Genomic DNA, 25,004 nt, shown 5'->3' with positions numbered 1-25,004 from the left:
GCGTGGATGTGATACAAGCGACGAAAACGTTCGTCGAACAGATTCATGCAGAAGACCATACAGGGCATGACACCGCTCATATTGAGCGCGTCGTCCGACTGGTGAAGCGCTTGATGAAGGATGAGCCTGTCGACGAGACAGTGCTCATCCTTGCTGCGTATTTACATGACGTGGAAGACCATAAGCTCGGTCGACCGAAGGGGCTCGTCAAACAACATTTGACTTCTCTAGAAATCACTGAAGAGCAAGCAAACTTAGTGCTGACCTTAATCGATGAAGTGTCTTTCTCAAGAGGGATTCAGCCTACGACTCGCGAAAGTGAAATTTTGCAGGACGCCGATCGTCTTGATGCCATCGGGGCCATTGGGATTGCGCGAACATTCCAATTCGCTGGTTCTCGCGGAACACCGCTCAATCTGTCGGAAGAAAGTGCAATACAACATTTTCAAGATAAACTGTTGAATCTGGCGTCTAGGATGCATACCGCTAAAGCGAAACAATTGGCGATGTCACGGCATGCGTTCATGGAGCGCTTTTTGGTGCAATTTCACGAAGAGTGGGATGGAGTAGACATTTAAAAGGACGACCGAGACATATGTCTCGGTCGTCCTTTTGATTAAAATGGATGTTTATTGAGCCAGTGGCCGCCGTCAAGAGAAATACAATCCCCGTTTAAATAACGCATCTCGTCAGAGGCCATCCAAAAGGCCAAGTCGGCGATTTCTTCCGGTGTCCCAAAACGTCCTAGTGGGACATTGCGGCGAATCCGCTCTACTTCTTTGACATGGGACACGAGTTTTTCCGCACCGCCTGTCCGTTCAATCGGTCCTGGGCTAATGGCGTTGACACGAGCCCCGAACTGATAGCCCCATTCAACTGCGAGCGTTCTCGTCAAATTGAGGACGCCCGCTTTCGCTGCCGCACTCGGTGCGACACCAGGACCTGCTTGCCATGCATATGAGGCGACCATGTTAATGATTGAACCGCCTCGTAATTCTTCTGCTTCCCAATGTTTCCCGAGAACATGAGTGCAGTTGAATGTGCCGTTCAAGACGATGTCAATGACGCTCGCCCAACCGTTCGGAGACAAATCAAGTGTCGGACAGACGAAATTACCTGCCGCGTTGTTGACGAGTGCGTGAACCGGTCCGTAAGCGGATACGATGTCAGCGAGTGCTTGAGCGCATCCTTCATAATCACGAACATCATGCTGCACACTCATCGCTTGACCTGTTTCGATTGCGTTCAGTTCGTTCATCGCTTCAAGTAGTCGTTCCTCGTTTCGACCACTGATCGCCACATTCCATCCTTCTTGCTTAAATTTTAAGGCCATGGCTTTCCCCATACCAGACGATCCCCCGGTAATCCAAATCGTTTTCATATTGATTCCCCCTTGAAAATGAATGGTCGTTCATTCTATATATTCGTCTTCTGATTTGAAATTCCTTCAATCAGATGTCATTTGGTGTTGAATCATTTCTTCGACAAGATGCATATATAGAATATGATACGATTGAAGTGCGTAAGATGATGTCAATCAATTGGAGGGAGCTGCTAAGCCATGAGGCGACTGATGGGGATATCTATTTTCAGTATTCTAGTTGTGATAGCGCTCGTTTTTACGAATATGAGAGATGATGATTTGTCCGAACCGATTGAAAAGGTGACGAATTCTCAAGTCGAAACAAAGACAGCTCCTGAGATGACTGTGGGCGAACTAAAAGGTATCTTAACTGATTTCCAACGCGATGTGGCCCCGCAAATCAAGAATGATTTCGAACGGAAGTTGGCGGAACGAATGTACGTGGAGATGAGTATATTTGATGAAAGTATTGATATAAACAAGCTCATAACGCGCGCTTCAGAGCAAGCTGATTTTGAACGTGCTTGGTTGACTCATGCGAAAGACGAGTATGGGGTCGTCGTAACAGATGAAGAAGTCGATGGTTGGATTGAACGAGGACCTGATGCGGAGGAAGTCGAGTCACAGAGACGGTATGCCGAGGCAAAAGAAATGAGTGTATATGAGCTGAATCATAATTATGATCGTGATCAATATATGAAGTGGGTCGTGTGGGAAAAACTGATCCCGCTCGTCACGGAACGGTATGAAGAGGCAAGTGAGAAAGTGCTCGACAACAATCGACTCATCGAGCTTTACGAAATTGAAGTGAGTGATACACTATAAATGAATAATAGCCCGACTCAACTGAGCTGGGCTATTGTTCATTTTATCTGTTTTAACTGTTCCAAGCCAAGTTCGCGATCGATTGCATACATCGTACCGGCAACCTTCTCACCCCAATACGGGTCTGACGCGTAAAAGATGTTAATTCCTTCTTGTTTGTTACCAGGGTAATCTCCGCGTGCGTATGGTCCTTTTACATATTTTGTGGCGAACAGTTCGGCAGCCGCGTCAACGCTCGCTTCAACCGTCTCAAAGGTTGTGGCGTTGCCGCTCGGGTCGTCATCTGTTGCCCGGAATCCGAACAAGTTACGTTTTTCCCGTGCGATGTCGGACGTTCCAAACCGTGACTCGTGACCGGCTACCGCGAGTAGGAACAAGGCATTGACTCCATACGTTTCTTCCGCACGTTTGAAGGCGTCGCCCTCTCCAGCGAGAGGCGAGTCGATGGATTGTAAATACTGATCGAACGCTTTGGCGGAATACGGTGACGATGATCGGATTGAAGCGAATTGATAGGGAGAGTCGAAGACGTCTCGGACACGTTCCGTATAAAAACGATTTTCTGAGCGCTTCTCTGTCGGTCCGACAAGAAACGTGCCGGCGAGATTCGCATTCGCCTCGACGGAATGATACACATCACCATCTCGAATCTCGTAATATCCACGTCTTTCCACGACGGCTTCTGGGAACAATGCCATCTGATCAGGTTTTACGTAGACGTCTGCGCCTGATATGCGTACTTTCAAATGGTCTTCGCCTCGTTCAAGGAGTTGAAGTCTTGTACCACCAGCGACATAAGACTGACGTTTTTTAAACGATTGATCTTCGTAAAGGTTCGTGATGGCATCGCTTGGAGTCACGGCCACACCGGTGCCTGTGAAGTCGAGAACTTCTCCAGAAGGAGAGAATAAGGTGCGGTTATTTCCCGCTGCCATATAGCGTTTTGCCTCAGCAAGAGATTCGAACGACCGTGTGACACGGTCCCCGTTCGTGACGGTTTCGACAATATACGTGTCTTCACGGCCAGACTGAATCCATAAAAATGCGGCGATGGCAAGACCAAGCGTCGCAATCATCGGCCAAATCGTACGTTTTTTCTTTTGTTTCAATCAGATCACTTCCAAACTTTTGAATTGCCAAACGAGTTGATTTAGTCAACAATTTGATGGAGAAGGGGGAAATCAGTATGAAAATTGGAACGCGGACGTTAAAAACCGCGGTCGCAGCGGGTATCGCAATGCTCATTTCCGAGACGATTCATCTTGATTATTTTGTATTTGCTGCTATTATCGCCATTTTGAGTATTCAAGAGACACGGAAAAAGTCTATTCGCGCCTCGTATGAGCGTGTCATGGCGAGTCTTCTCGCCATCGGGATGGGCGCCGCGATGTTTACGTTACTCGGTTATTCACCGGTGACGCTCACACTTTATTTTGTCATCTTCATTCCGCTCGTACAACAACTGAAACTGCAAGATGGACTCATTACGAGTGTCGTGATCTTGACGCATCTCTATACCGAGGCGCAGTTCTCGCTTGAATTGTTCATCAACGAGTTATTGCTCATCGCGATTGGTGTCGGGGTCGGACTCATCGTCAACATGTATATGCCGACGCTAGATCGAGAAATCGAGCGTATCAAAGATAGTATCGACCGATCGCTTGCCGTACTTTTTTACGATGTAGCGGCATGTGTCGAGACCGGTGTGTATAACAACCATTCGATGATGCTCATCAAGACACGGGACTATTTGAAAGAAGGGAAAGATTTGGCCCTTCGACGTATGGGTAACTCCATTGGGAAACGAAATGAAGATATGGATTACCTCTACTTCCGGATGCGGGAGCGACAATACGATATTTTGAAGCGGGTCGCTGATAACGCAAGAGAAATCACCATGGTCGTTAATGAAGCAAAACCTGTTGCAACATTTTTGCGTCGTGTCGGGGACCACGTGAACGAGCAGGCGGACGCTTCCGTTTTTCTGCAAGAACTTGAAGAAATGATTGAACACTATCGAAAAAACGTACCTCTCCCCACAACACGTGAAGAATTTGAGGTACGCTCATCCTTGTTGAATATTTTATCGGATGTGAAAAGTTACTTGATCTTGAAAGAGCGCTATATTTTGCTCTTAAAAGAACATGGTCATGCTCGAGAGAAACGTGCTGATCAAAAAGATTGAGACGATGACGATGACGCCAATTTGAATGATGCGTTGTCGTCTTTTTTGCTTTTTCTTCATAACTTGCCTCCATGTACGTGTTTGCCATCATTGTACAGAATGGAAAAGATTCGTGCAATCTAAGGGAGTTTGTTATAATGGTCAAGAAATGTTTGGATGGAGGGATGTTGTTTATGGTAAACGAGACACGTGTGCTTGACACATTTTTAGGATTGGTCGGCATCGATTCAGAAACGAAGGAAGAAGCTGTCATTTGTGAACACTTGAAAGCGGTATTCACAGAGCTTGGATGTGATGTGTATGAAGACGATGCATCAACGAAGACAGCACATTCTGGTAACAATTTGATCATCACGTTGCCTGCAACGAAAGAGAATGTTGATCCGATTTACTTCACAGCTCACATGGATACGGTGACACCTGGTAAGGGAATCAAGACGAGCATCAAAGATGGTTATGTCGTCACGGATGGTACAACGATTCTCGGAGCGGATGATAAGACAGGTCTCACGGCGATGATCGAGCTTGTTCGCGTGTTGAACGAAAAACAGATTCCACACGGTCAGATTCAATTCGTGATTACGGTCGGGGAAGAATCAGGACTCGTCGGGGCGAAAGTCTTGGATTTATCAAAAATCGACGCGAAGTTCGGTTTTGCGCTTGACTCGGACGGTCCAGTCGGCGACATCATCGTCGCGGCACCGACACAAGCGAAAGTGAACGCGAAGATTTATGGCAAGACGGCTCATGCGGGTGTCGCTCCTGAGAAAGGGATTTCAGCGATTCAAATCGCAGCAAAAGCCATCGCGAAGATGCCACTCGGTCGAATCGATGAAGAAACAACGGCGAACATCGGACGCTTCGAAGGGGGACGTGCCACAAACATCGTTTGTGACTATGTCGAAGTACTAGCTGAGGCTCGTTCGCTCATTCATGAGAAAATGGAGAAACAGGCGGAAACGATGAAGCAAGCCTATATCGAAGTGGCGGAGTCATTCGGTGGTCGTGCTGAAGTCGATATCGATATCATGTACCCGGGATTCAAGTTTGAAGAAGGCGATGAAGTTGTCGAGGTCGCAAAACGTGCAGCGGCGACAATCGGACGTCCGACACGAATCTTGCACTCAGGTGGCGGTTCAGATGCGAACGTCATCGCCGGTGGCGGGATTCCGACAGTCAACTTAGCAGTCGGTTATGAAGAAATTCATACGACGAACGAGCGGATGCCACTTGAAGAGCTATATAAACTCGTCGAGTATGTCGTTACAATCGTCGAAGAAGTCGCATCACCTAAGCATTGAACTACCTCCACCTACGCTTTGCTTAGAGATGGAGGATTCCTGAGTTATCCGACCTAACGTTCGGAACCTTATCAGGCTAACCCCGTCGTCCCGACGGTTGAAAGTCAATCTTGTCAGTTTCTTTTCCGCGGATGCCTACTCTGCTTGGTTTTCGCTACTTCGGTCATCCGCAAGGTGAACGTTGAAGATTTTACGTGACAGACGAACTTCCTGTCACAACCCTATATCTTCAGTTTTCAAAGAACATGACATACTTTTATTCCCGATTCTAAGTATTTTTAAGCCGAGATTGTCGGGCAATTGATGTGTCTCAAGACACACCTTGCCTGAAGGCGATTCATCTCCCACTTTCACTAGGGATTTGCACTGAACGTTTAGAAGTGGAAGTATTCTCGCCTATTTTTGATAAAAAAGAGCCGACCATTCGTCGGCTCTTCGTATGTGTTCGTACTCGTTATGCTGCGAACTCCAAAGACTCCAAAATCAACTCGTCTGTGCAATGAAGTTCGATCGCTATGTCGTGAATGCGGATAGAGGTGCCTTGTTCCTGTTGGTGCAAGCGATTTATCAAAGCCGCACGGTCTCGAATCGTCTCGTAAATGGATTCGGGTTGTTCTGCCTTGGTCATCACAAATCACATCCTTTTCAGCGATTACCACAAGTATAGCATGGAACGGACTTGAAGAAAGGACTAATTTATTTATGAAGTTACAGTTTTTAGGAACTGGTTCGGGTATGCCATCGAAACAACGCAACGTGTCAGGTCTTGCGCTCGTCTTGCCAAAAGTCACTTGGTTGGTCGACTGTGGAGAGGGGACTCAACATCAGATGCTCTACACGAAAGTCAAACCACGTAAAGTGACAGCGGTATGGGTGACACATTTGCACGGTGACCATGTGTTCGGATTACCTGGATTTTTATCGACCCGTTCTGCGCTAGACGGAACGGATCCTCTCACGGTTTATGGTCCGAAAGGATTGAAAAAATGGCTCGAAGCGACACTTCGCGTCACAGGTTCTCATCTCGGTTATGAGTTGAACGTCATTGAATTCACGGACGGAGACACATTTGAGCAAGACGGTCATACGATCACTGTGCGAAAATTAGAGCATCGGTTCCCTTCTTATGGGTTTCGTGTCACAGGTCCGGAAAAACCGGGAACGTTACGCGTCGATCGGGTAAGAGAGCTTGGAATCCCGAGTGGACCCATCTATAAAACAATCAAAGAACAAGAACGGTTCGAATATGAAGGAAAATGGTACGATTCTAAAGAATACGTCACTGAACCGACTCCGGGCAAAGTCGTTGCGATTCTTGGGGATACAACACCGTGTGAAAACGCGCGATTGTTAGCAGAAGGAGCCGACCTCCTCGTTCATGAGGCGACATTCATGGAAAGTGAACAACCGCTCGCACGAAAATATGGTCACTCGACGACGCGTGAGGCGACTACACTTGCGAAAGCGTCTGCGGTCGGCCAATTGATTGTCACACATATTTCCGCTCGCTATGTCGGACGAGAGGAAGAATTTGAACAAGAGGTCGTTTCGGATTTTCCATCGAGTTTAGTTGCGACCGACTTTTTAGAATATACAGTGGGGGATTGATGTGACCATTCAACTCTATGTTTGGGCCGCGTTTTTAGTGATCAGCGTCCTGTTAGGTGTTCGCTTGAACCAATTGAAAGAACCGGAAGCCAATTTCTTTCCGAAGTTCTTATTTTATTCACTGCTTGGCATCGTTTCGTTCCCAATCGGCGGATTTCATATCCCAATCGGGTTTTTATTGTCTTTTTTATTCTTCCCGAAACAGAACAGCCGCTATAAATGGTATGGAGCGCTTTTAGGATTTTTCTTTTTTATCGTCTTATTATTCGTACCCTTGTTTGACCAATCTGGGTTTCGTGCGGAATCGCAACAAATTGGCGTCGTCTCCGTCACGGATGAATCTTTCGACGAGATGACAGAGAAAATTTTGCAACGAGTCAACAGTGACTCCATCAAACTTGACCGAGGTAAACTTCAAATTAATCGGGAAGGGAACGTCCAAACGATTGAATATTTGCTGATGGTCGAACGAGCCGAATCGTTCCAACAAATTCGCGTGACGTATGCAGACGGACAATTATCTTATGAACAGGTCGATGAATTACGAAAAGAATCAGGTCAGGCATTCTTTGAAAAACTCGTCGAATTTGACCATATGTTATCTACTTTAAGGGAACCTTCATGGGAAGAATATACAGATGTCATAGCCGCGCCAATCTTACAACTCTCTTACGATGGGCTGTATGATATGTATACGTTCGAGAATGAGTCGATGCTCATGATCAACCGTGACAATGAACTCGTTAAGTTCTGGCTACAACGTGAACCCGTCCTTGCTAACAGTATCCAGCTCGTCGGACTGACGCAAGAGGGTCGTAGTACAGGTGAACGCTATGCGATTCTTTACAATTATTCGATACACCAACGAGAGGATTTGACAGACCAATGAAATCATATGTAACGATTGCTCTACTAGCGACGGCGCTACTTGCCGGATGTGGCGGGGAAGAGGCGCAACAAGAATCGTGCGGAGTGAGTCCGACTATTTCGGTCTATAACGCAGCGACTGAGGAAACGCTCTATCAAGAGAAAAGTGTCTGCTTAGAAGAGGATGCGACTGTTCTCGATGCATTAAAAGCAACAGGACTCGACCTTGAGGTGACAGGGAGCGGTGATATGTCCTATGTGACGGCAATCGAAGGAATCGAAGAAAAATCTGAAGGACAATCGTCAGGATGGGTATTTGCTTTCAACGGTGCACCCGGGGATGAAGGTGCGGGCGCCAAAGAAGTGGAATCGACGGATGTCATTCAATGGCGGTTCGAAGAAGATGCAGTGGCTTTCTTCGAATGAGGCAGATTGGGAGCGGAGACATCCTGTCACGCTCCTTTTCTATCTCTTCTGTCACCTTTACATATTAATGAATGTCGAAGACGTCACTCTTTTTGTGGTTGGACTCCTCTTGCTGCTCATCATTGAACGTCGTTTCCCTTGGTCAATGCTATCCATACTGATTGCGTTTGGATTGATTTCAATCATGCCCATCCTGATTGGTTGGGAAATTTCTTATTCATACATATGGCGTCAGCTTTTGAAATTGGCTGCCTTTTTACTAGGGATGTTATGGATTGCACGCATCATGCGTCTCGAACGATTGCTCCCGCTCTTATCGAACTTTCCACGATCGTCTTCACTCTTATACGGCGCATGGGCACTCATTCCGTCAATGGAGCAGGCGGTACGTCAGGCAGTCAGGAGTCATCCGAGGGCATCTTGGCGAGAGGGTGTGCAAATCGGGATTGAAAGTCAGCAAACTGAGCCGAAGTTTGCGGTTGACCCGATACGGCGCTTTCGTTTAGAGGATTTGTTGCAAATCGTCCTCATTGGGATGATCGGTCTGGCTTCAATCCATCTGTTTGTCGGACTTTGGCTAATCTATCCATATCTCACGAAAGGAGGGATGCGTGATGCAATGGTTATCTACCGTTGATGGTTCGTTCGAGCATTACGTCGAACGTTTCCGCCCACTTGTGATTGAGATGACGCAATCGTTCTCGGGAAAGGTTGGGCACTTACTTTCGAATGTCGACCCTTTTCGAGGGGCGGAACTCGCTACACTATTACAAATCGACGCGCTTTATCCGAAGCGGTTTGATGCATGTTCGAGTGGAGAACAACAGATTGTTCGAGTCGCCTACGCCCTGTTAAATCGACCGGACTCCATCGTCCTGATTGAACCATTTCGGCATCTAGACCAATTTCGAAGAGAGCATTTAGAGATGTTGCTCCGCCGTATTTCTGGAATCGGGGTACAAATCGGTTATACCGAGCGAGCGAAAGAACCTTCAGGAGAAGCAACGTTCACGTTCAACGAATCGAGAACGACACCTTCCATCGATGCGACCGACGTATCTTATCGGCATCCTCTGCATTCGACCTATGCGATTGATCATGTGACAGTTCAGATGACTGAGCCTGGACTCACAGTTTGTGTCGGGACGAACGGGAGTGGGAAGTCAACTTTACTCGAACTATTAGCTAGAAGTAGACGTCCACTTCAGGGACGAGTGAAAAAGGGAGAACGAGCAGTCTATCTTCCTGCCAATCCAGAAATTGGTCCGTTCCCACAAGAAGGGAAGCGACGGGTCGCCCAACTTCAATCCGTCCTACACGATCCGTCGAGTGTCCTTTTACTTGATGAACCGACCGTGGATTTGACGAAGAGAGAGCGGGATGCGTTTTTCAGTGCGCTTCAACAAAAAGCAAAGTCGGCCCGCGTGATCTGTGCAACACATGACATGGGTCTCATACAGGTTGCAACGGATGTGATTTATCTAGCGAGCGGTCAAGTCGTCTTTCAAGGCGATCGGAACCTTTTTCAAGATCGGAGCACCTTATGGTCACATACGTCCTCGCCATCCTGATTGCAATCGTCGTGTTGTACCGGTTCGAAAAATCTAGAATCCCGATTCAACCACTCGTTCAATTGTTAGCACTTGCGGTCATTGGACGCTGGCTCTTTATGACGATACCGAATGTTCAACCGACGACAGCCATGATCATGTTGACGGCCTTACTGGTCAGTTTGAACGGGGCCGCCATCCTCGCGCTCTTTGTCCCGATTTTGTCAGGACTATTGCTCGGGATTGGTCCGTTTGTATTTTTTCAATTTTTAGGGTGGCTTCTTGTCGTTGTGCTCGTCCGTTTATTTCGTCCGATTCTATTGAAATCGACAATCCTCTTCTTACTACTCGGTTTACTATCAGGTTTTTTATATGGGTGGACGACAAACTTGGCGTTCATTGAAGTGGTCGGTACGGATGTCGTGAAGTTGTTGTTACTCAGTTTTCCATTTGATCTGGCCCACGGTATTTCGAATGTCGTCTTTTTAATCATGATTCGTCCGCTATTTGAGCGCATATTCCTTCGTCAACTCGGGTAAATATACAATATTCCTATCATATTGAGTGAGGTGAACGACGGATGAGTGCATATATTAACATTACTGAAGTCGGCATGTTTCTACTTGTAGGGTTGTTGTTTATCTTATTAAACCTTGTTCTTTTAGTGAAACGTTATACGAGGGCCCGTTTCGCCATGCTAAGCATTCTAGCGGCAAGTGTATGGCCAGCGCTGATGATTGTTCTATCAGTAGAACAGTTGAGCGTGATGGATCAATTGACCTCGGGTGAATGGTCACTAGATGCTGTGCTTGCGTGGGGGGTCGTCCTCTCGACAGCGCTCATGACGATGATTCCAGCAGGTGTGTTTTTACATCGGCTCGTAAGTGTCTCGCGATTACATTCAGAATCTTAAAAGGAGCGACCGGCGATGGTCGCTCCTTTTTTCATGTCGTTGATTCAGCGGCTGACCCGTCTGTTGGTTTTTGGACACGACGCAATACTTCGAGACTGAGAGCACGTGGCATCAACTTAGCCACCCCGACTAGGAGTTGATTCGAGAGACCAGGCACAATCACGCGCTTATTATTCATGACACCTTTATAACCGAAGAAGGCGACGAGGTGAGATGGCATTTTTGAGAAGGATAATTCACTACCGGCGCGATCAAAGAAATTCGTATCTGTCGGACCAGGGCAGAGGACGCTGACGTGAACACCGCTCCCTTTCACTTCGGCATGCAACGCCTCGGTAAGTGAGAGGACATAAGCCTTCGTCGCATAGTAAACAGCCATGTACGGACCGGGTTGGAACGCAGCGACGGAAGCGACGTTTAGCACATAGCCGTGATTTCGTTCGAGCATACTCGGTAAATAGGCTTTTGTCAGTTCGGTCAATGTGTTGACGTTCAATCGTACTTCGTCCGCCTCTGTCTCAGCATCGAGATCAGCGAACGCACCAGACGTTCCAAATCCAGCATTGTTAATTAAAAAGTCGACGGTTAGTCCGGCTTCTTCAATCATCGAGGTCAATTGTTTGGCAGCGTCATGTTTCGCCAAATCGAGCGCGAAGACATGTACATTGATTCGATATCTCGTTTCAAGGACTTTTTTCAGTTCGTGTAAGCGAGGTTCGTTTCGGGATACGAGAATACAGTCGTACCCGTCTCGTGCGGCGAGTACGGCCAAGTCTAAACCGATGCCCATCGAGGCCCCGGTAATTAAAGCTGTCTTTGACAACGTGATCCACTCCTTTAATGAAAAGTCATACATTGTTACTGAATTCTTCACGAGTTGTTAAAATCCTGCCCCGTTTGCACATTCAATCCTATGCTAAAGTATAGCAAGAAAATGTGATTAGACTCACAAAGTAGGGAGAAGAACAAATATGATGATTCAGCTCGTCACTACGGCGCAAAGCGTCGAACAAGCAGAAGCGTTAATTAAAGCGGGTACGGACCGATTGTATATCGGGAATTCTAGGTTCGGCTTGCGACAAAAGGGAGACTGGACAATCGATGCTGTGAGGGAAGTCACACAGCTTGCCCATCGATACGGAAAAGAAGTGACGGTGGCCGTCAACAATTTGATGCATAACGACCACATTCAAGAATTGCCGGATTATTTACAAACGTTGAAAGCAATCGGAGTCGACGATGTGACAGCTGGAGATCCCGGGGCCATCCGCTTGATCCGTCAAGCGAAAATCCCATATTGGTACGATGCCCAAACGCTCGTCACGTCCGCCAAACAGATTCAATTCTGGGGGAAACGTGAGGCTATTGGGGCGGTCGTCGCTCGAGAAGTCACTCTCGAGGAATTGGTGTTGATTCAGCAACAAATCGGTCTCCCGGTAGAAGTACAAGTGTACGGTCCGACGTGTATTCATCATTCGAAGCGACCGCTCGTGACGAACTATTTCAATGAACTCGGACGCCCTTCTGAAGAGGCGAAACAACGTGAGTTTTATATGAGTGAGCCAGCAGATGAGACGAGTCGATATCCCATCTACGAGGACGAGAATGGCACACATGTTTTCTCAGAAGATTTGACGCTTATGGGTCAGCTACCGACGTTAGTCAAAAACGGTCTGCATACGTGGAAACTTGACGGCTGGCACGCGGGAGAACAGTTTGTTGAAATCGTTCAGTTGTTTACCATCGCACGGACGAATCTATTGAATGGTCGATTCGACCGAATCGAGATGGAGCACCGCCTCAGAGAATTACAACCGGAAGCGTTTCGACTCGGAACGGGATTATTGTTACGCAAACCAGAAGAGATCAAGTGAGGGATCAAGATGAAACAACGTCCAGAATTATTAGCGCCAGCAGGAAACTTAGAAAAATTGAAGATGGCGATTCATTATGGTGCCGATGCGGTCTATATCGGCGGTCAACAATTCGGGTTACGTTCGCGTGCCGGTAACTTCAGTTATGACGAGATGCGTGAAGGTGTGGCTTTCGCACATGCTCGCGGTGCAAAAGTATATGTCGCTGCAAACATGGTGACGCATGAAGGAGATATCGAAGGAGCTGGTGACTTCTTCCGAACGCTCCGCGATATCGGGATCGATGCGGTCATTGTCTCTGATCCTGCCATGATTGAGACGTGTCTATCTGAAGCGGAAGGATTGCCGGTTCACCTGTCGACACAAGCTTCCGCGACGAACTACGAGACGCTTCGTTTTTGGAAAGAAGAAGGACTCGAGCGGGTTGTTTTGGCTCGTGAAGTATCGATGGATGAGATTTTGCAAATGAAACAAGAAGTCGATGTTGAAATTGAGACGTTTGTACATGGAGCGATGTGCATCTCATACTCAGGGCGTTGTACGCTGTCGAATCATATGACATTGCGTGATGCCAACCGAGGGGGATGTGCCCAGTCGTGCCGTTGGAAATATGGCTTTTTTGAAGAGGGTGATCTCTTGACGGAAGAGATGGAGGCACGAGATGAAGAGCCGTTCTCGATGAGTTCGGTTGATTTATCGATGGTCCGACATATTCCTGACTTGGTGGACGCTGGAGTTGACAGCTTGAAAGTCGAAGGACGAATGAAATCGATTCATTACGTCGCGACCGTGTGTAATGTGTATCGACAAGTGATTGACGCATATTGTGAAGACCCTGAGAACTTCGTCTTCGACCCTGCTTGGGAAGAAGAGATTTGGAAAGCGGCACAACGAGAACTGGCGAATGGTTTCTATTACGGGATTCCGACCGAGAAAGAACAATTGTTTGGGAAACCGCGCTCAATTCCTCAGTATGCTTTTGCCGCACGTGTCATTGCATACGACCCGTCGACCGGGATGGCGACACTCGAACAGCGAAATCACTTCTCAACAGGTGAAGAAGTTGAATTTTTCGGACCTGGATTCGTCCGTTTCTCCCAAGTCATCGAGACAATTGAGGATGTCGACGGTCAACCGATTGAATCCGCCAATCAAGCGATGATGACGATTCGAGTCAAAGTGGAAAACCCCGTCGCGACCGATTACATCATGCGCAAGCGAAAAGGTGTCCTGGCGCGCGTCCTCGCCTGACACATCCACCGAGCCAACATAGTCGCCCGAACTGTCTAATCCTGCTACCCTAAGAGATAGAGACGGAGGGATGGAAGGATGAACCAAAATACGGAGCAATTGCGGACAGAGCCCATCGGCCGACTCCTGTTTAAGTTATCGCTACCCGCGATGATCGGGATGCTCGTGACGGCGCTCTACAATATCATTGATACGATTTTTGTCGCTCGTGGCATTGGCGCTTCGGCCGTCGCTGCCATCGGGATTGCGTTTCCCATACAGATGATCTTAATGGCCGTGTCGAGTGCTGTTGGTCTCGGTGGCGCCTCCATCAGTTCTAGGAAGTTAGGTAGAGGAGACGATGCCGGTGCGGCTGTCACATTTTTGAATGTGCTCGTCCTCGTCGGATTGTTTGCTGCCCTCGCGGTGAGTTCCGCTTTCTTTATGTTGGATGAGATTTTAATGGTCTTCGGGGCGACGTCCGAGATTATGGAGCTCAGTAGACAGTACTTATCAGTTGTTTTGATCAGTTCACCATTCTTTATGTTCACACTTGCTTCGAGTGCGATGGTTCGTGCCGAAGGTCAGGCACCGTATCAAATGAAGGTCATGTTGACGACCGTTCTCGTCAATCTCGTCACGACTCCACTTTTCATCTTCACGTTCGACTGGGGGATGTACGGTGCAGCGACTTCGACGGCACTCGCTCAAGTCATCGGTTCCATATTGATGCTTCGATTCTTCTTCGCCCGAAAACCAAAAACGGAACTGCGCTTCAAATGGCGACAGTTCCGGATACGATTCGATGAGATGAAAGAGATTATGGCAATCGGTTCCTCTTCATTCATCATGATGGTGTCCCAATCCATCTTGTTCGTTGGCGTCAACGTGATGCTCGGAACATACGGTGGGACAGAGGAGTTGGCGATTTTCGCCATCATCAATAAGTTCATGGCCCTCGTCGGCATGCCAATCATGGGAATTGTCCAAGGAATGCAACCGATTGTCGGATATAACTATGGTGCCGAACGGTATGATCGTATGCGTGAGACCATATGGACAGCGATGCGGGCAGGGATTGCAATCGCTGTGATCATCTGGCTCATCTTGCAGGTATTCCCGAATACGTTGATGGGATGGTTCTCGACGGACGAGGCATTGATTGCAGGAGGCGTGACGGCAATTCACATCTTGTTCGCCGTCTCGTTTTTACCGAGTGTTCAAATGCTCGTCAACGGGATTTACCAGTCACTCGGGAAAGCGCGAGTCGCCATGTTCTTGTCCCTTTCACGTCAGACGCTCTATACGATTCCGCTCGTCTTTATACTCCCGTCGTTCCTCGGAGTGTTCGGGGTCTGGTTGGCGTTTCCGATTGCCGATGCGATGACGTTTTTGACGGCAGTCGCCTTGGCATTTTGGGACCGTAAATTATTGTTCCGTCCTTCAGAAGAAGATCAAGAAGCGCATGATGTAAATCCGAAAGCGACAAACTTATAATCAAACGTCCGCTCGTGTCGAGCGGGCGTCTTCTTTTAGGAACAAGTAAATCCCGCCAAGCAAGACAATGGCGCCGAGCCACTGGAACGGACCGAGGCGCTCACCGAAAAAGGCGTACCCAAATAGCATTCCCCATAAGGCCTCTCCAAGGATGGTAATACTGACGACGGTCGCACTGACCCGAGCGAGTGCATAATTGAACAGATTATGCCCTAAAATCGTCGGGAAGAAGGCAAGGGCGAGGAAATACCACCAGTTGACCGTTTCAAAGTCCGTGAAAGTCGTCCCGCGTACGAGGAGCATGAAGCAAAGGACGACCGTCGCGACGAGATAGACGCTAAAAGAGTACGTATTCGTGTTCATCGATGTCCGGACATGTTGACCGACGAGCCAGTACCCTGCGATGAGGAGGGCGGCAATCAGAGCGAGCAGGTCACCCAATAGTGCTTCTCGTCCGAGCTGAATATCACCTGCAGCGACAAGCATCCCACCGAGGACAGCTACGAGCGCGTATGCCAATCCTTTTCGCGTCGGGTTCTTTCTAAAGATCAAGGCGTTTCCAATTAATACGAAAATCGGACTCGATGTGACAAAAAGAGTGGAGCTGGCTACTGTCGTATAATCGAGTGATAAAAACCAGAGCCAAAAGTGAAACGCGAGCAACGTTCCGCTAAGTAACAAAGCATATCGTGTCATCAATCGCGTTGTGATGAGTGATTTGAAATCGACGAATGGAAGTAGCATGAGACATGTGATCAGCATGCGGTAAAACGCAGCCGTCTCGGCTGGAGCCGACGTCCATTTGACAAACAAGACGCTCGTCGACAAGAAAAAAACAGCAGCGAATAAAATGAGGTAAGACATGACGACACTCCTTCACATATGTATGTTCTCTGTTAATCATATCGAAAAACAGCCGTGTGGCAAGCTATGATTCATGGAATACAAACAAATGCTCCCCTCTCGATATGTCCATCCTCGACTTGGTATAGTAAAATACATAGAAGAAGCAATCCCACCACGTACGTCTTGCCAAGAAACTTAAGGCAAAGTAAGGAGTTCTTATGAGACTAATCATTGCGGAAAAGCCATCACAAGCACAAAAGTTGGCGGCTCCCTATCCATCTAAAAAAAGAAAAGATGAGATTGAAATCTCACCATGCTCACGTTTCCCTGAAGGGGCGATTGTCGTTTGGGCGGTCGGTCACCTTTGCGAACTACAGGAACCGTCACACTATCGTCCAGAATGGAAATCTTGGAAATACGAGGCACTTCCGATTGTTCCGGAACGGTTCGATTATCGGATCTCGAAAGGAAAATCAAAGCCGTTTTACGCTATCAAGAAATGGCTACATGACCGCTCTATTACCGATGTGATTATCGCTTCGGATGCAGAGCGGGAAGGGGAGGCGATTGTTCGATTAATTCTTCGGCTCGCCGGAAACAAAAAACCGTTAGCGCGACTATGGATTTCGAGTCTGACGGAACAAGCGGTCGACCGTGGATTCTCTCAACTGTTACCGGGTGAGCAAACAGTCCCTTATTATCATGAGGCGATGAGTCGCGCATGTGCCGACTGGCTCGTTGGCATGAACGCTTCCCGTGCATATACGACCTTGTTGAAAACAATCGGGATCGAGGACGTGTTCTCGCTCGGTCGTGTCCAGACTCCGACACTCGCCTTGATTGTCAATCGCGAACGAGAAATCAAGCAGTTCGTGCCAGAACCGTACTTTGAAGTCGAGGCGACACTTGCAAAAGGTCGGGGCACGTTCAAAGCGAAGTATTCATTCGGAAAGACAACGAAGCTCAAAACACGTGAGGAAGCAGACGCTGTCGTGAAACGAGCTTCCGGCACCGCAACGGTCAAAACAATCGACAATGAAGAAAAGATTGAGCAACCCCCATTTTGGTTCAGTTTATCCGGGCTTCAGGCAGAAGCAGGGAAACGTTTTGGTTTTGGGGCGAAAAAGACGCTCGATATCGCTCAAAAGCTTTACACGAAAGGGTGGATCAGCTATCCTCGGACGGATTCAGGTTTCGTCACTCCAGATGAGGCAACGCTGTTCCCTCAGACGAAGGCGAGACTACTGAAATCAGCCGCCTATGAGGGTCTTCGCGACATCTTAACCGAGGACCCGTCAAAGAATCGTCGTTACGTCAATGCGAAAAAGGTGAGTGATCATTACGCAATCATTCCGACCGAAGCTTGTGGTGACGTCACACGTCTCGGCGGTGATGAGGCAAAGCTGTACGATTTGATCAACCGGCGTTTTCTCGCGGCATTTGCACCTGCGGCGAAGCTCGAGAAGACGACAGTTGACTTGATTGATGGAAACGATTTGTATCGGGCAAAAGGTACCGTCGTCGTGAGTCCAGGCTATCGTCAAGTCGTCGAGATGAAATCAAAAGATGTCGAGCTTCCTGCATTGACAATCGGCGAAGAATTGAAAGAGAAGAAAGTTGAAGTGTTGTCAAAACAGACGGAGCCGCCGAAACGGTATACGGAAGGGTCGCTGATCATGGCGATGAAAGTCGCAGGAAAACAGCTCGATGACGAAGAGCTGATTCACATTATGAAAGAAGTCGAAGGTCTCGGCACTGAGGCGACACGCGCCAACATTATCGACGGATTGAAAAAGCGCGGCTATGTTCAACTTCAGAAAAAAGAACTCGTTCCGACAGATAAAGGACGTCTATTGATTGATGTGCTCGGCGACAGTATTTTAGCATCGCCTGTCATGACGGCGAAATGGGAGAAACGACTTCACGAAATCGGCCAAGCATCGGCATCTGCAGCTGAATTCATTGAACAAGCGAAGAAGATGTCGATTCATTTGGTTGAAGAGGCAAAGTCACGAGTCGAGGCAGCAAACCCGGAAGGTTATACGATTGAGGCGAAGCGTTACGGGAAAAAGGGAGCGACTCGACCGAAACCGTCGTTCGGAGTCTGTCCCAATTGTGGCAAAGGACTCGTCGAACATCCGAAATTCATCGGTTGTAGTGGTTACCGGGAAGGATGTCGCTTCACGGTCTCCAAACAGGTGCTCGGCGTCGGACTTGTCAAAGATGAGTTGAAGCAAATGATTAACGGAGGTCAATCGAACGTGCATACATTCAAAAAAGGGGAGAAGACGTTCAATGCTTCTTTATATCTTGAAAAAGGTACGCTCCGATTCGAATTCAAATAAAAAAAGGGTCGCAAATTAGAGCGGCCCTTCTGTCTTGTCAGTCTTCTCTCTTTTCTGGTCGTCCTCGATGCGACGATTGATTTCGTCATAGTCGAGAACGATGTCGTCTTTGTTATCTTTGTAGGCGTATCCTTTTTGGATGACGACGATAGATGCAATGAGGACGAGTAAAATAATCAAACCGCTGACGGCAAAAATCCAGGCCATAAGAACCCCTCACTTTCTCTCTTCAGTATGCCAAATAGTGAGTTGGTTCTTCAACTGGAATGAACAGACGGTAATCTCGTGTCACATTGAAAAGATATGGTACAATACGATGTAGAACACTACGTAGAGAAGGAAGGGATAGTCATGGCGATTTTGATTGTGGACGACGAACCGGTCAATACGCTCGTTCTCGAGCAACTGCTTCACCAGCACGACTATGAGACGGTATCGGTCTCGAGCGGAGAAGAAGCGCTCGATTTATTAATGGCCCCACAAGCCGCATCGCTGTATGATCTCGTCCTGTTGGATGTCGAGATGCCTGGAATTTCTGGGATTGAGACATGTAACCGAATTCGTCAGATGGCCGATTATGAAGAAATGCCAGTCATCATGGTTTCGGGTCGTACAGATGAAAAGCAGATTGCAGAAGGACTAGATGCAGGAGCGTCGGATTATACGACGAAACCAATCAAGGTAACGGAGTTACTCGCTCGGATCCGTTCTGCTCTCCGTTATAAAGCGGCCGTCGATGAGCGGAAAATCTATGAGGCCCGTCTCCAATACGATTTGGATCTTGCGCAAAAAATTCAACAAAGTGCGCTCACTCCACCAATTAGTAACGAAGAGATTGATGTGCGTGCTCTCTATTTACCTTCGAAAAAATTAGCGGGGGATATGTATGCATGGTTCCAGGTCGCACCGGACCGGTATGGGGTCATCATCTTTGATGTCATGGGACATGGGGTCTCTTCGGCACTTATTACGATGGGAATTCGCTCGATCCTTCCAGGACTTGTTGGAAATGTTCAATATCCGGTGGACGTGATGACCGAGTTGAATCGACAGATGACGTTCTTATTCTCGGGTGACGATATGCATAGTTACTTTACAGCGGTGTATTGCTATATCGATACAACGAAGCGTCGAATCGAGTATGTGAATGCAGGGCATCCTCCAGTCATTGTGATGTCAGAAGAAGGCAATTGTCGTCTTGAGACGACGGGAGTGCCTGTTGGCATGTTCGAAGAACCAAATTATGAGTCTAAAGAAGTTGATATTGCTCCGGGTATGACACTTCACATGTACACGGATGGACTCATGGAATGTTACAGCAAAGATATCGACGATGGGATTCGCTGGCTTGAGAAGGATATCGCCTCGTACGGTCTCGACTATAGTCGTCACGTTGCAGACCAACTCGTCCCGAAAATTGAAATTGAGGATGACCTTTGTCTCGTCACGGTCAAGATCACATAACAAAGAGCCTGACGTATGATGCGTCAGGTTTTTTGGTATGTTTGTTAAGTAGTGGTTACTCAGACCAGACGATTGTTAATCCTATAATCAAATCAAAAGGAGATGGGGCGAAAGTATGAGTAGTTAGAATGAAGTATTTGTAAAGGCGATTTATAAAACGATTATTGAAGGCAACTTAGCATCATATAAAGAAATGTATGAAGAAAGACTAGATCACGCAAAATTGAGCAAATCAGAAATAGATGTTTATTGGAAAAAACAAGATGAATTCTACAATAAACTAAACAGTGAACAAAAAGAAGTTTTGATGTTAATGATGAAACAAACGATGATTGATACCATTTCGCATGTTTTTGGAATTATTGATGGAAGTTCAGGACTTGTAGACGCTGAAGTAGAACCCACTTTATTACTGGATTCAATTGATTCTGAAGGTGATTTACAAGATTTATTTTTAGCATATATCGAAGACGAAAATCTGTTTCCATAAATAATGATTACTCATCTCTAGACATGAAATAAGAAGAACTGATTTGTGATAAAACATACTAGTGTGAAGATCTTCTATGAATAAAAGGAAGAATAAAAAGACAAACCAGTCATCAATTTTCGGTGAGCAGTTTGTCTTTTTATTGAAAAATTGTAGTGAACAAATCCAGTCTTATACTCTTGTTCATTAGAAATATCGCTTTCGCCATAGGATGTAAAAGGCGAGACCAGAAAACCCGATCATCATTGTGATTGCCATGATGAATCCGAACGGCTGTCCTTCCCATGGAACTTGGACGTTCATCCCAAAGATTCCAGAAATCATCGTTGGGATACTGAGGACAATCGTAATCGACGCCAAGAACTTCATGACGAAGTTGACGTTGTTCGAAATGATTGACCCGAACGCCTCCATCTTAATGCTGATGATATCATTATAAATTGACGCCATTTCCATGGCCTGGCGGTGTTCGACGAACACATCTTCTAATAGTTCTTCGTCCTCTTCATGTTTCTCCAAACTTGGTGTCTTGACGATTCGGTCTAAGACACTATCGTTCGCTTTCAAAGAGGTCATGAAGTAAACAAGGGATTTCTGCAGGTTCATCAACTGAAAGATCTCTTGATTTCGCATCGAACGTTGTAGTTCCTGTTCAAGCTCATCCATTCTTCGGTCGATTTGTCGCAAGAAACGTAAGTACGTCATGCTTACACGATGTAAAATCTGAAAGACGAAACGACTTCGATAATTTGTCCGAAACAGTCGTGCTTTGCCGTTTGCGAATAAATTTAAAACGTCGAGCTCTCGGGAGCAGACAGTGATGAAATGTCGTCCAGTCACGATGATACCAAGTGGGATTGTATTATAAGTTCGCCCCGTATCATCTTCCTCCACGTACGGGACGTCAATGATCATGAGAAGTCCCTCATCATCTTTTTCAAAACGCGGTTTTTCTTCGATATCAAGTGGGTCATAAACAAAGTCTTCTGGAATGCCGGACGCCTCGATGACTTGATCGGCCTCATCTTTTGTCGGATTCACGAGTTGAATCCAGCTTCCTTTATCAAAGTCTTCGATTTCATCCACATGGCCTGATGCGTCAGTACGGTAAATCGTCAGCATGCATCTTCCTCCTACCTTAACTCAATCTTATTATAGGTAGCGAAAATGAAGAGTGCAATCCAAAGCAGGAGATTTTTTGTTTTCTCTAGAAAACATGTTACAGTGAAAGGGAACGATCGGATGATTGTTTATTGAGGAGGGGTTATATTGACAAGAATGCCCGAAGACGCTCTGTTCAATGAAGATAAATTAGCGGAGCTCCACCAAATCGCAAATGGAAACATGGAATTTTTGAATAAAATTGCAACCACATATATTAAGCAGTTCGAAGAAAAATACCCTGAATTGTACGCAGCTGTCGAGTCGAACGACTATTCACGTGTCGAACAACTCGCCCATTTATTAAAAGGGGCCTCTTATTCGGTCGGCTTGGAACAGACCGCGCTTCTTTTTCATGACCTTGAACTGGCAGGCGAGAATGCACATCTTGAAGGTGCACATGAAACGCTTGCGACAATCGAGTCGCATAGTCAGCGCTTTTTAGTCGAATGGAATAATCATTTTGAGCAGTTGACATAAAAAAGTTTGCGACCGTGAAGTCGCAAACTTTTTTTGTTACCCTACAAATTCGTCGAGCGTCGCAATCAAAATCCCGATTTCTGGTTTTGTGATTTGAGCATTCGCACCGACGGCCTCGCCTTTATGCTTCAAGTCGTCTGAGATGAGCGACGAGAAGATAATGATTGGAAGGGACGCGTAACGGTCCATCTCCCGGAGACGCTTCGTTAAATGGAGTCCATCCATCTGCGGCATCTCGATGTCCGTGATGAGAAGGTCGCACTCTACACCATCTTGTTCAAACGCATCGAGTGCTTCTTTCCCGTTGTTGAAGACGGTCGTATTGAAATACCCGGCATCATCTAACGTATCGAGGATAAGAGTCCGGAGCATTTCCGAATCTTCAGCGATCCAAATATTTTTGTTTGAGCGTTCACGAGCACCGAGACGTTTAACCGATTCGCGGGCCATGATATCTTTACGCGAAAGTTCGAGTGCGATTCGCTCATAATCGAGCAGGATAATCATTTGATCACCTGTTTTGACGACACCGTTTGTTATCCCTTGGACGCCGCGTGCAAGGTCAGAAGGCGTATCAATTTGCTCCCACGAGATGCGTTTAATCTCCGTCACTTGGTCGACACGAAGAACTGATTTTTCCCCGTTAAATTCACAGACAATCAATCGATCGTCACTTCCGACCTCACGTGGGTGATTGATGACCATTGGAAGGTCGATGACGGTCATGACCTCGCCCCGTAATTCGATCAGTCCCATAATTGCCTCTGGTGTACCCGGAAGAGGTGTCAATGGAAGCATCGTGATGATTTCACGTACTTTCATGACGTTGATACCGAATAAGAACGGTCCAGCTTGGAAAATGACGATTTCAAGTTCATTCGTACCAGCCTCAAGTAAAATATTATGATCAGTGCTCAATGGTTGTCCCTCCTATTTCACGTACTCTCTCCTTTACTATCGGTCTCAGATCATCAAATCTATAGTGAAAAATTGTCGAACTGTCGTCAGAATTCACAAAAAGTTTCATAGTAACCGTTTACATCTTATAAACTGAATCGTTATAGTTGTCCAATGCAAAAAAATCTGCATACAATGGGGTTGGCAACGAGATATTACAGCTTACTCAGGAGGCAGATAGAGATGATGAGTATGAACACATATCCATATTTATTGAATGGTCAATGGCAGGAATCATCAAGTCAGGAAACGATTGAACTCGTTTCACCATATAAAGACGAAGTCGTAGGTCGCGTTCAGGCGATGTCACGCGACGAAGTCGATGCAGCCATCCATGGCGCAAAACGTGCACAACAAGAATGGGCGGCGCTTCCGGTCAACAAGCGCGCTGAATTGTTGTATGCATGGGCAGAGAAACTCGAAGAACGCGTCGATGAGATCGGTCAAATCATCATGCAAGAAGTCGGGAAAAACTTGAACGACGCGAAAAAAGAAGTCGTTCGCACAGCTGAAATCATCCGTTACACAGCGGAAGAAGGCATTCGTTTCAATGGTGGATTCATGCAAGGTGATTCGTTCCCTGGTGGTTCGAAAAACAAGATGGCCATCATCAAGAAAGAGGCGCTTGGTGTCGTGCTCGCGATTTCACCGTTCAACTACCCGGTCAACTTGGCAGCGGCAAAAATTGCGCCAGCTCTCGTCACGGGGAATGCGGTCGTTTTCAAACCGGCGACTCAAGGTGCAATCAGCGGAATCAAGATGGTCGAAGCCCTTCATGACGCAGGACTTCCAAAAGGTCTCTTGAATCTCGTGACAGGACGCGGTTCGGTCATCGGAGATTACTTGACGTCTCACCCAGGAATCGACATGATCACATTCACAGGTGGAACAGGTACAGGTCAACATTTGTCACAACAAGCGTCAATGGTACCGGTCGTGCTCGAACTCGGTGGGAAAGACCCGGCTCTCGTCCTTGAGGATGCAGATTTGACACTTGCGGCAGATCAAATTGTCAGCGGTGCATTCTCATACTCAGGTCAACGTTGTACAGCCATCAAACGTGTCTTCGTCCTCGAAGACCAAGCGGATGAGCTCGTTGGCATGTTGAAAGAACGCGTCGCAAAACTCTCGGTCGGTTCACCTGAAGAGAACAGCTTCATCGTTCCTTTAGTCGATGCGAAAACGACAGATTACGTTCAAGGTTTGATTGACGATGCGGTTAACAAAAAGGCGACGGTCGTTCATGGAAATGAGCGTGAAGGAAACCTTATTTATCCGACATTACTCGATCATGTGACGACAGACATGCGTGTCGCATGGGAAGAGCCGTTCGGACCAGTCCTTCCTGTCATCCGCGTGAAATCACTCGAAGAGATGATTGAACTCACGAACGAATCTGAGTTCGGTCTTCAAGCGAGTGTCTTCACTCAAAATGTGAATAGCGCCTTTACAGTCGCTGACAAGCTAGAAGTCGGTACGGTCCAAGTGAACGGACGTACGGAACGTGGTCCAGACCACTTCCCATTCATCGGCGTGAAACAATCGGGACTTGGCGTTCAAGGAATCGGGCGTAGCCTCGAGACGATGACGCGCGATAAAGTGACGGTTATCAACTTATAATA

Annotated in this window: 27 protein-coding genes; 19 read left to right on the top strand and 8 right to left on the bottom strand. The window is 47.1% G+C overall.

What is annotated here, in order from left to right; all coding sequences use genetic code 11:
* The first annotated feature begins 2 nt into the window (after positions 1-2).
* Positions 3-578: an HD domain-containing protein gene (locus KNO75_RS05080; RefSeq protein ID WP_214820175.1), complete on the top strand. Its 576-nt coding sequence runs from the start codon at positions 3-5 to the stop codon at positions 576-578.
* Between the two features lie 38 nt (positions 579-616).
* Here the strand turns inward: KNO75_RS05080 and fadH are convergent, their stop codons facing one another.
* Positions 617-1,387 (bottom strand): 2,4-dienoyl-CoA reductase, encoded by a 771-nt coding sequence (gene fadH, locus KNO75_RS05075; protein ID WP_353047565.1) that lies wholly within the window; start codon positions 1,385-1,387, stop codon positions 617-619.
* Between the two features lie 186 nt (positions 1,388-1,573).
* Between fadH and KNO75_RS05070 the strand changes: the two genes are divergently transcribed.
* Positions 1,574-2,188, top strand: a complete 615-nt coding sequence (locus KNO75_RS05070) for a hypothetical protein (RefSeq protein ID WP_214820170.1) — start codon at positions 1,574-1,576, stop codon at positions 2,186-2,188.
* A 38-nt stretch (positions 2,189-2,226) separates the two neighbouring features.
* Here KNO75_RS05070 and KNO75_RS05065 read toward each other — a convergent pair whose 3' ends face one another.
* Positions 2,227-3,297 (bottom strand): N-acetylglucosaminidase, encoded by a 1,071-nt coding sequence (locus KNO75_RS05065; protein WP_251126048.1) that lies wholly within the window; start codon positions 3,295-3,297, stop codon positions 2,227-2,229.
* A 77-nt stretch (positions 3,298-3,374) separates the two neighbouring features.
* On the opposite strand from KNO75_RS05065, the gene KNO75_RS05060 reads away from it, so the two are divergent.
* Both KNO75_RS05060 and KNO75_RS05055 read left to right on the top strand, forming a co-directional pair.
* Positions 3,375-4,373, top strand: a complete 999-nt coding sequence (locus tag KNO75_RS05060) for an aromatic acid exporter family protein (protein ID WP_214820168.1) — start codon at positions 3,375-3,377, stop codon at positions 4,371-4,373.
* A 173-nt stretch (positions 4,374-4,546) separates the two neighbouring features.
* Positions 4,547-5,674 carry a M20/M25/M40 family metallo-hydrolase gene (locus KNO75_RS05055; RefSeq protein WP_214821682.1) on the top strand — a complete coding sequence of 376 codons (1,128 nt, stop codon included), beginning with the start codon at positions 4,547-4,549 and terminating at the stop codon, positions 5,672-5,674.
* A gap of 454 nt (positions 5,675-6,128) precedes the next feature.
* Here KNO75_RS05055 and KNO75_RS05050 read toward each other — a convergent pair whose 3' ends face one another.
* Positions 6,129-6,305, bottom strand: a complete 177-nt coding sequence (locus tag KNO75_RS05050; RefSeq protein WP_214821769.1) for a hypothetical protein — start codon at positions 6,303-6,305, stop codon at positions 6,129-6,131.
* Between the two features lie 71 nt (positions 6,306-6,376).
* Between KNO75_RS05050 and rnz the strand changes: the two genes are divergently transcribed.
* The 7 genes from rnz to KNO75_RS05015 are packed head-to-tail and all read left to right on the top strand — an operon-like array spanning position 6,377 to position 11,038.
* Positions 6,377-7,282 (top strand): ribonuclease Z, encoded by a 906-nt coding sequence (rnz, locus tag KNO75_RS05045; protein WP_214748118.1) that lies wholly within the window; start codon positions 6,377-6,379, stop codon positions 7,280-7,282.
* Between the two features lies 1 nt (position 7,283).
* Complete coding sequence (locus KNO75_RS05040) at positions 7,284-8,171, top strand: hypothetical protein (RefSeq protein WP_214820166.1); 888 nt, start codon at positions 7,284-7,286, stop codon at positions 8,169-8,171.
* Positions 8,168-8,575 carry a DUF4430 domain-containing protein gene (locus KNO75_RS05035; protein WP_074033270.1) on the top strand — a complete coding sequence of 136 codons (408 nt, stop codon included), beginning with the start codon at positions 8,168-8,170 and terminating at the stop codon, positions 8,573-8,575. The genes KNO75_RS05040 and KNO75_RS05035 overlap by 4 nt, the downstream gene beginning before the upstream one ends.
* Positions 8,526-9,212, top strand: coding sequence for a hypothetical protein (locus KNO75_RS05030; RefSeq protein WP_251126047.1), 687 nt, complete (start codon positions 8,526-8,528; stop codon positions 9,210-9,212). The genes KNO75_RS05035 and KNO75_RS05030 overlap by 50 nt, the downstream gene beginning before the upstream one ends.
* A complete protein-coding gene (locus tag KNO75_RS05025; protein ID WP_214820164.1) occupies positions 9,190-10,146 on the top strand; it encodes an ATP-binding cassette domain-containing protein in 957 nt (318 codons plus the stop codon). The genes KNO75_RS05030 and KNO75_RS05025 overlap by 23 nt, the downstream gene beginning before the upstream one ends.
* Positions 10,119-10,664, top strand: coding sequence for a hypothetical protein (locus tag KNO75_RS05020; protein WP_214820162.1), 546 nt, complete (start codon positions 10,119-10,121; stop codon positions 10,662-10,664). Before KNO75_RS05025 ends, KNO75_RS05020 begins: the two co-directional genes overlap by 28 nt.
* 41 nt (positions 10,665-10,705) lie before the next feature.
* The gene (locus tag KNO75_RS05015) at positions 10,706-11,038 is read left to right on the top strand and encodes a hypothetical protein (RefSeq protein ID WP_214748132.1); all 333 of its coding nucleotides are present in this window, start codon (positions 10,706-10,708) and stop codon (positions 11,036-11,038) included.
* Between the two features lie 31 nt (positions 11,039-11,069).
* On the opposite strand, the gene KNO75_RS05010 is transcribed toward KNO75_RS05015, so the two are convergent.
* Positions 11,070-11,861: an SDR family NAD(P)-dependent oxidoreductase gene (locus KNO75_RS05010; RefSeq protein WP_251126046.1), complete on the bottom strand. Its 792-nt coding sequence runs from the start codon at positions 11,859-11,861 to the stop codon at positions 11,070-11,072.
* A gap of 154 nt (positions 11,862-12,015) precedes the next feature.
* Here KNO75_RS05010 and KNO75_RS05005 point away from each other — a divergent pair, with 154 nt between their 5' ends.
* The 3 genes from KNO75_RS05005 to KNO75_RS04995 all read left to right on the top strand — a co-directional run bounded on the left by KNO75_RS05005 (position 12,016) and on the right by KNO75_RS04995 (position 15,639).
* Positions 12,016-12,912, top strand: a complete 897-nt coding sequence (locus KNO75_RS05005; protein ID WP_353047564.1) for a peptidase U32 family protein — start codon at positions 12,016-12,018, stop codon at positions 12,910-12,912.
* A 9-nt stretch (positions 12,913-12,921) separates the two neighbouring features.
* The gene (locus KNO75_RS05000) at positions 12,922-14,163 is read left to right on the top strand and encodes a peptidase U32 family protein (protein WP_214820159.1); all 1,242 of its coding nucleotides are present in this window, start codon (positions 12,922-12,924) and stop codon (positions 14,161-14,163) included.
* Between the two features lie 78 nt (positions 14,164-14,241).
* Positions 14,242-15,639, top strand: a complete 1,398-nt coding sequence (locus KNO75_RS04995) for an MATE family efflux transporter (protein ID WP_214692868.1) — start codon at positions 14,242-14,244, stop codon at positions 15,637-15,639.
* On the opposite strand, the gene KNO75_RS04990 is transcribed toward KNO75_RS04995, so the two are convergent.
* The gene (locus tag KNO75_RS04990) at positions 15,640-16,503 is read right to left on the bottom strand and encodes a DMT family transporter (protein WP_214820157.1); all 864 of its coding nucleotides are present in this window, start codon (positions 16,501-16,503) and stop codon (positions 15,640-15,642) included.
* Positions 16,504-16,703: 200 nt separating this feature from the next.
* Between KNO75_RS04990 and KNO75_RS04985 the strand changes: the two genes are divergently transcribed.
* Positions 16,704-18,830 (top strand): DNA topoisomerase III, encoded by a 2,127-nt coding sequence (locus tag KNO75_RS04985; RefSeq protein ID WP_214820155.1) that lies wholly within the window; start codon positions 16,704-16,706, stop codon positions 18,828-18,830.
* Positions 18,831-18,845: 15 nt separating this feature from the next.
* Here KNO75_RS04985 and ytzI read toward each other — a convergent pair whose 3' ends face one another.
* Positions 18,846-19,037, bottom strand: a complete 192-nt coding sequence (ytzI, locus tag KNO75_RS04980; RefSeq protein ID WP_074033260.1) for a YtzI protein — start codon at positions 19,035-19,037, stop codon at positions 18,846-18,848.
* Between the two features lie 144 nt (positions 19,038-19,181).
* Between ytzI and KNO75_RS04975 the strand changes: the two genes are divergently transcribed.
* Together KNO75_RS04975 and KNO75_RS04970 are read left to right on the top strand one after the other, a co-directional pair.
* Positions 19,182-20,294 carry a PP2C family protein-serine/threonine phosphatase gene (locus KNO75_RS04975; protein ID WP_214820153.1) on the top strand — a complete coding sequence of 371 codons (1,113 nt, stop codon included), beginning with the start codon at positions 19,182-19,184 and terminating at the stop codon, positions 20,292-20,294.
* A gap of 193 nt (positions 20,295-20,487) precedes the next feature.
* The gene (locus KNO75_RS04970) at positions 20,488-20,784 is read left to right on the top strand and encodes a transposase (protein WP_251126045.1); all 297 of its coding nucleotides are present in this window, start codon (positions 20,488-20,490) and stop codon (positions 20,782-20,784) included.
* A 186-nt stretch (positions 20,785-20,970) separates the two neighbouring features.
* Here the strand turns inward: KNO75_RS04970 and KNO75_RS04965 are convergent, their stop codons facing one another.
* Complete coding sequence (locus KNO75_RS04965; protein ID WP_074033258.1) at positions 20,971-21,906, bottom strand: magnesium transporter CorA family protein; 936 nt, start codon at positions 21,904-21,906, stop codon at positions 20,971-20,973.
* A 156-nt stretch (positions 21,907-22,062) separates the two neighbouring features.
* On the opposite strand from KNO75_RS04965, the gene KNO75_RS04960 reads away from it, so the two are divergent.
* Positions 22,063-22,425: an Hpt domain-containing protein gene (locus KNO75_RS04960; protein ID WP_214821674.1), complete on the top strand. Its 363-nt coding sequence runs from the start codon at positions 22,063-22,065 to the stop codon at positions 22,423-22,425.
* A 36-nt stretch (positions 22,426-22,461) separates the two neighbouring features.
* On the opposite strand, the gene KNO75_RS04955 is transcribed toward KNO75_RS04960, so the two are convergent.
* Positions 22,462-23,343 (bottom strand): chemotaxis protein CheV, encoded by an 882-nt coding sequence (locus KNO75_RS04955; protein ID WP_214692850.1) that lies wholly within the window; start codon positions 23,341-23,343, stop codon positions 22,462-22,464.
* Positions 23,344-23,565: 222 nt separating this feature from the next.
* Here KNO75_RS04955 and KNO75_RS04950 point away from each other — a divergent pair, with 222 nt between their 5' ends.
* The gene (locus KNO75_RS04950; protein ID WP_074033255.1) at positions 23,566-25,002 is read left to right on the top strand and encodes an NADP-dependent glyceraldehyde-3-phosphate dehydrogenase; all 1,437 of its coding nucleotides are present in this window, start codon (positions 23,566-23,568) and stop codon (positions 25,000-25,002) included.
* Positions 25,003-25,004 lie beyond the last annotated feature (2 nt).

Source organism: Exiguobacterium sp. s35, from assembly GCF_018617535.1.
GTDB lineage: Bacteria > Bacillota > Bacilli > Exiguobacteriales > Exiguobacteriaceae > Exiguobacterium > Exiguobacterium aestuarii.
This window is presented reverse-complemented; position numbering and strand designations above follow the sequence as displayed.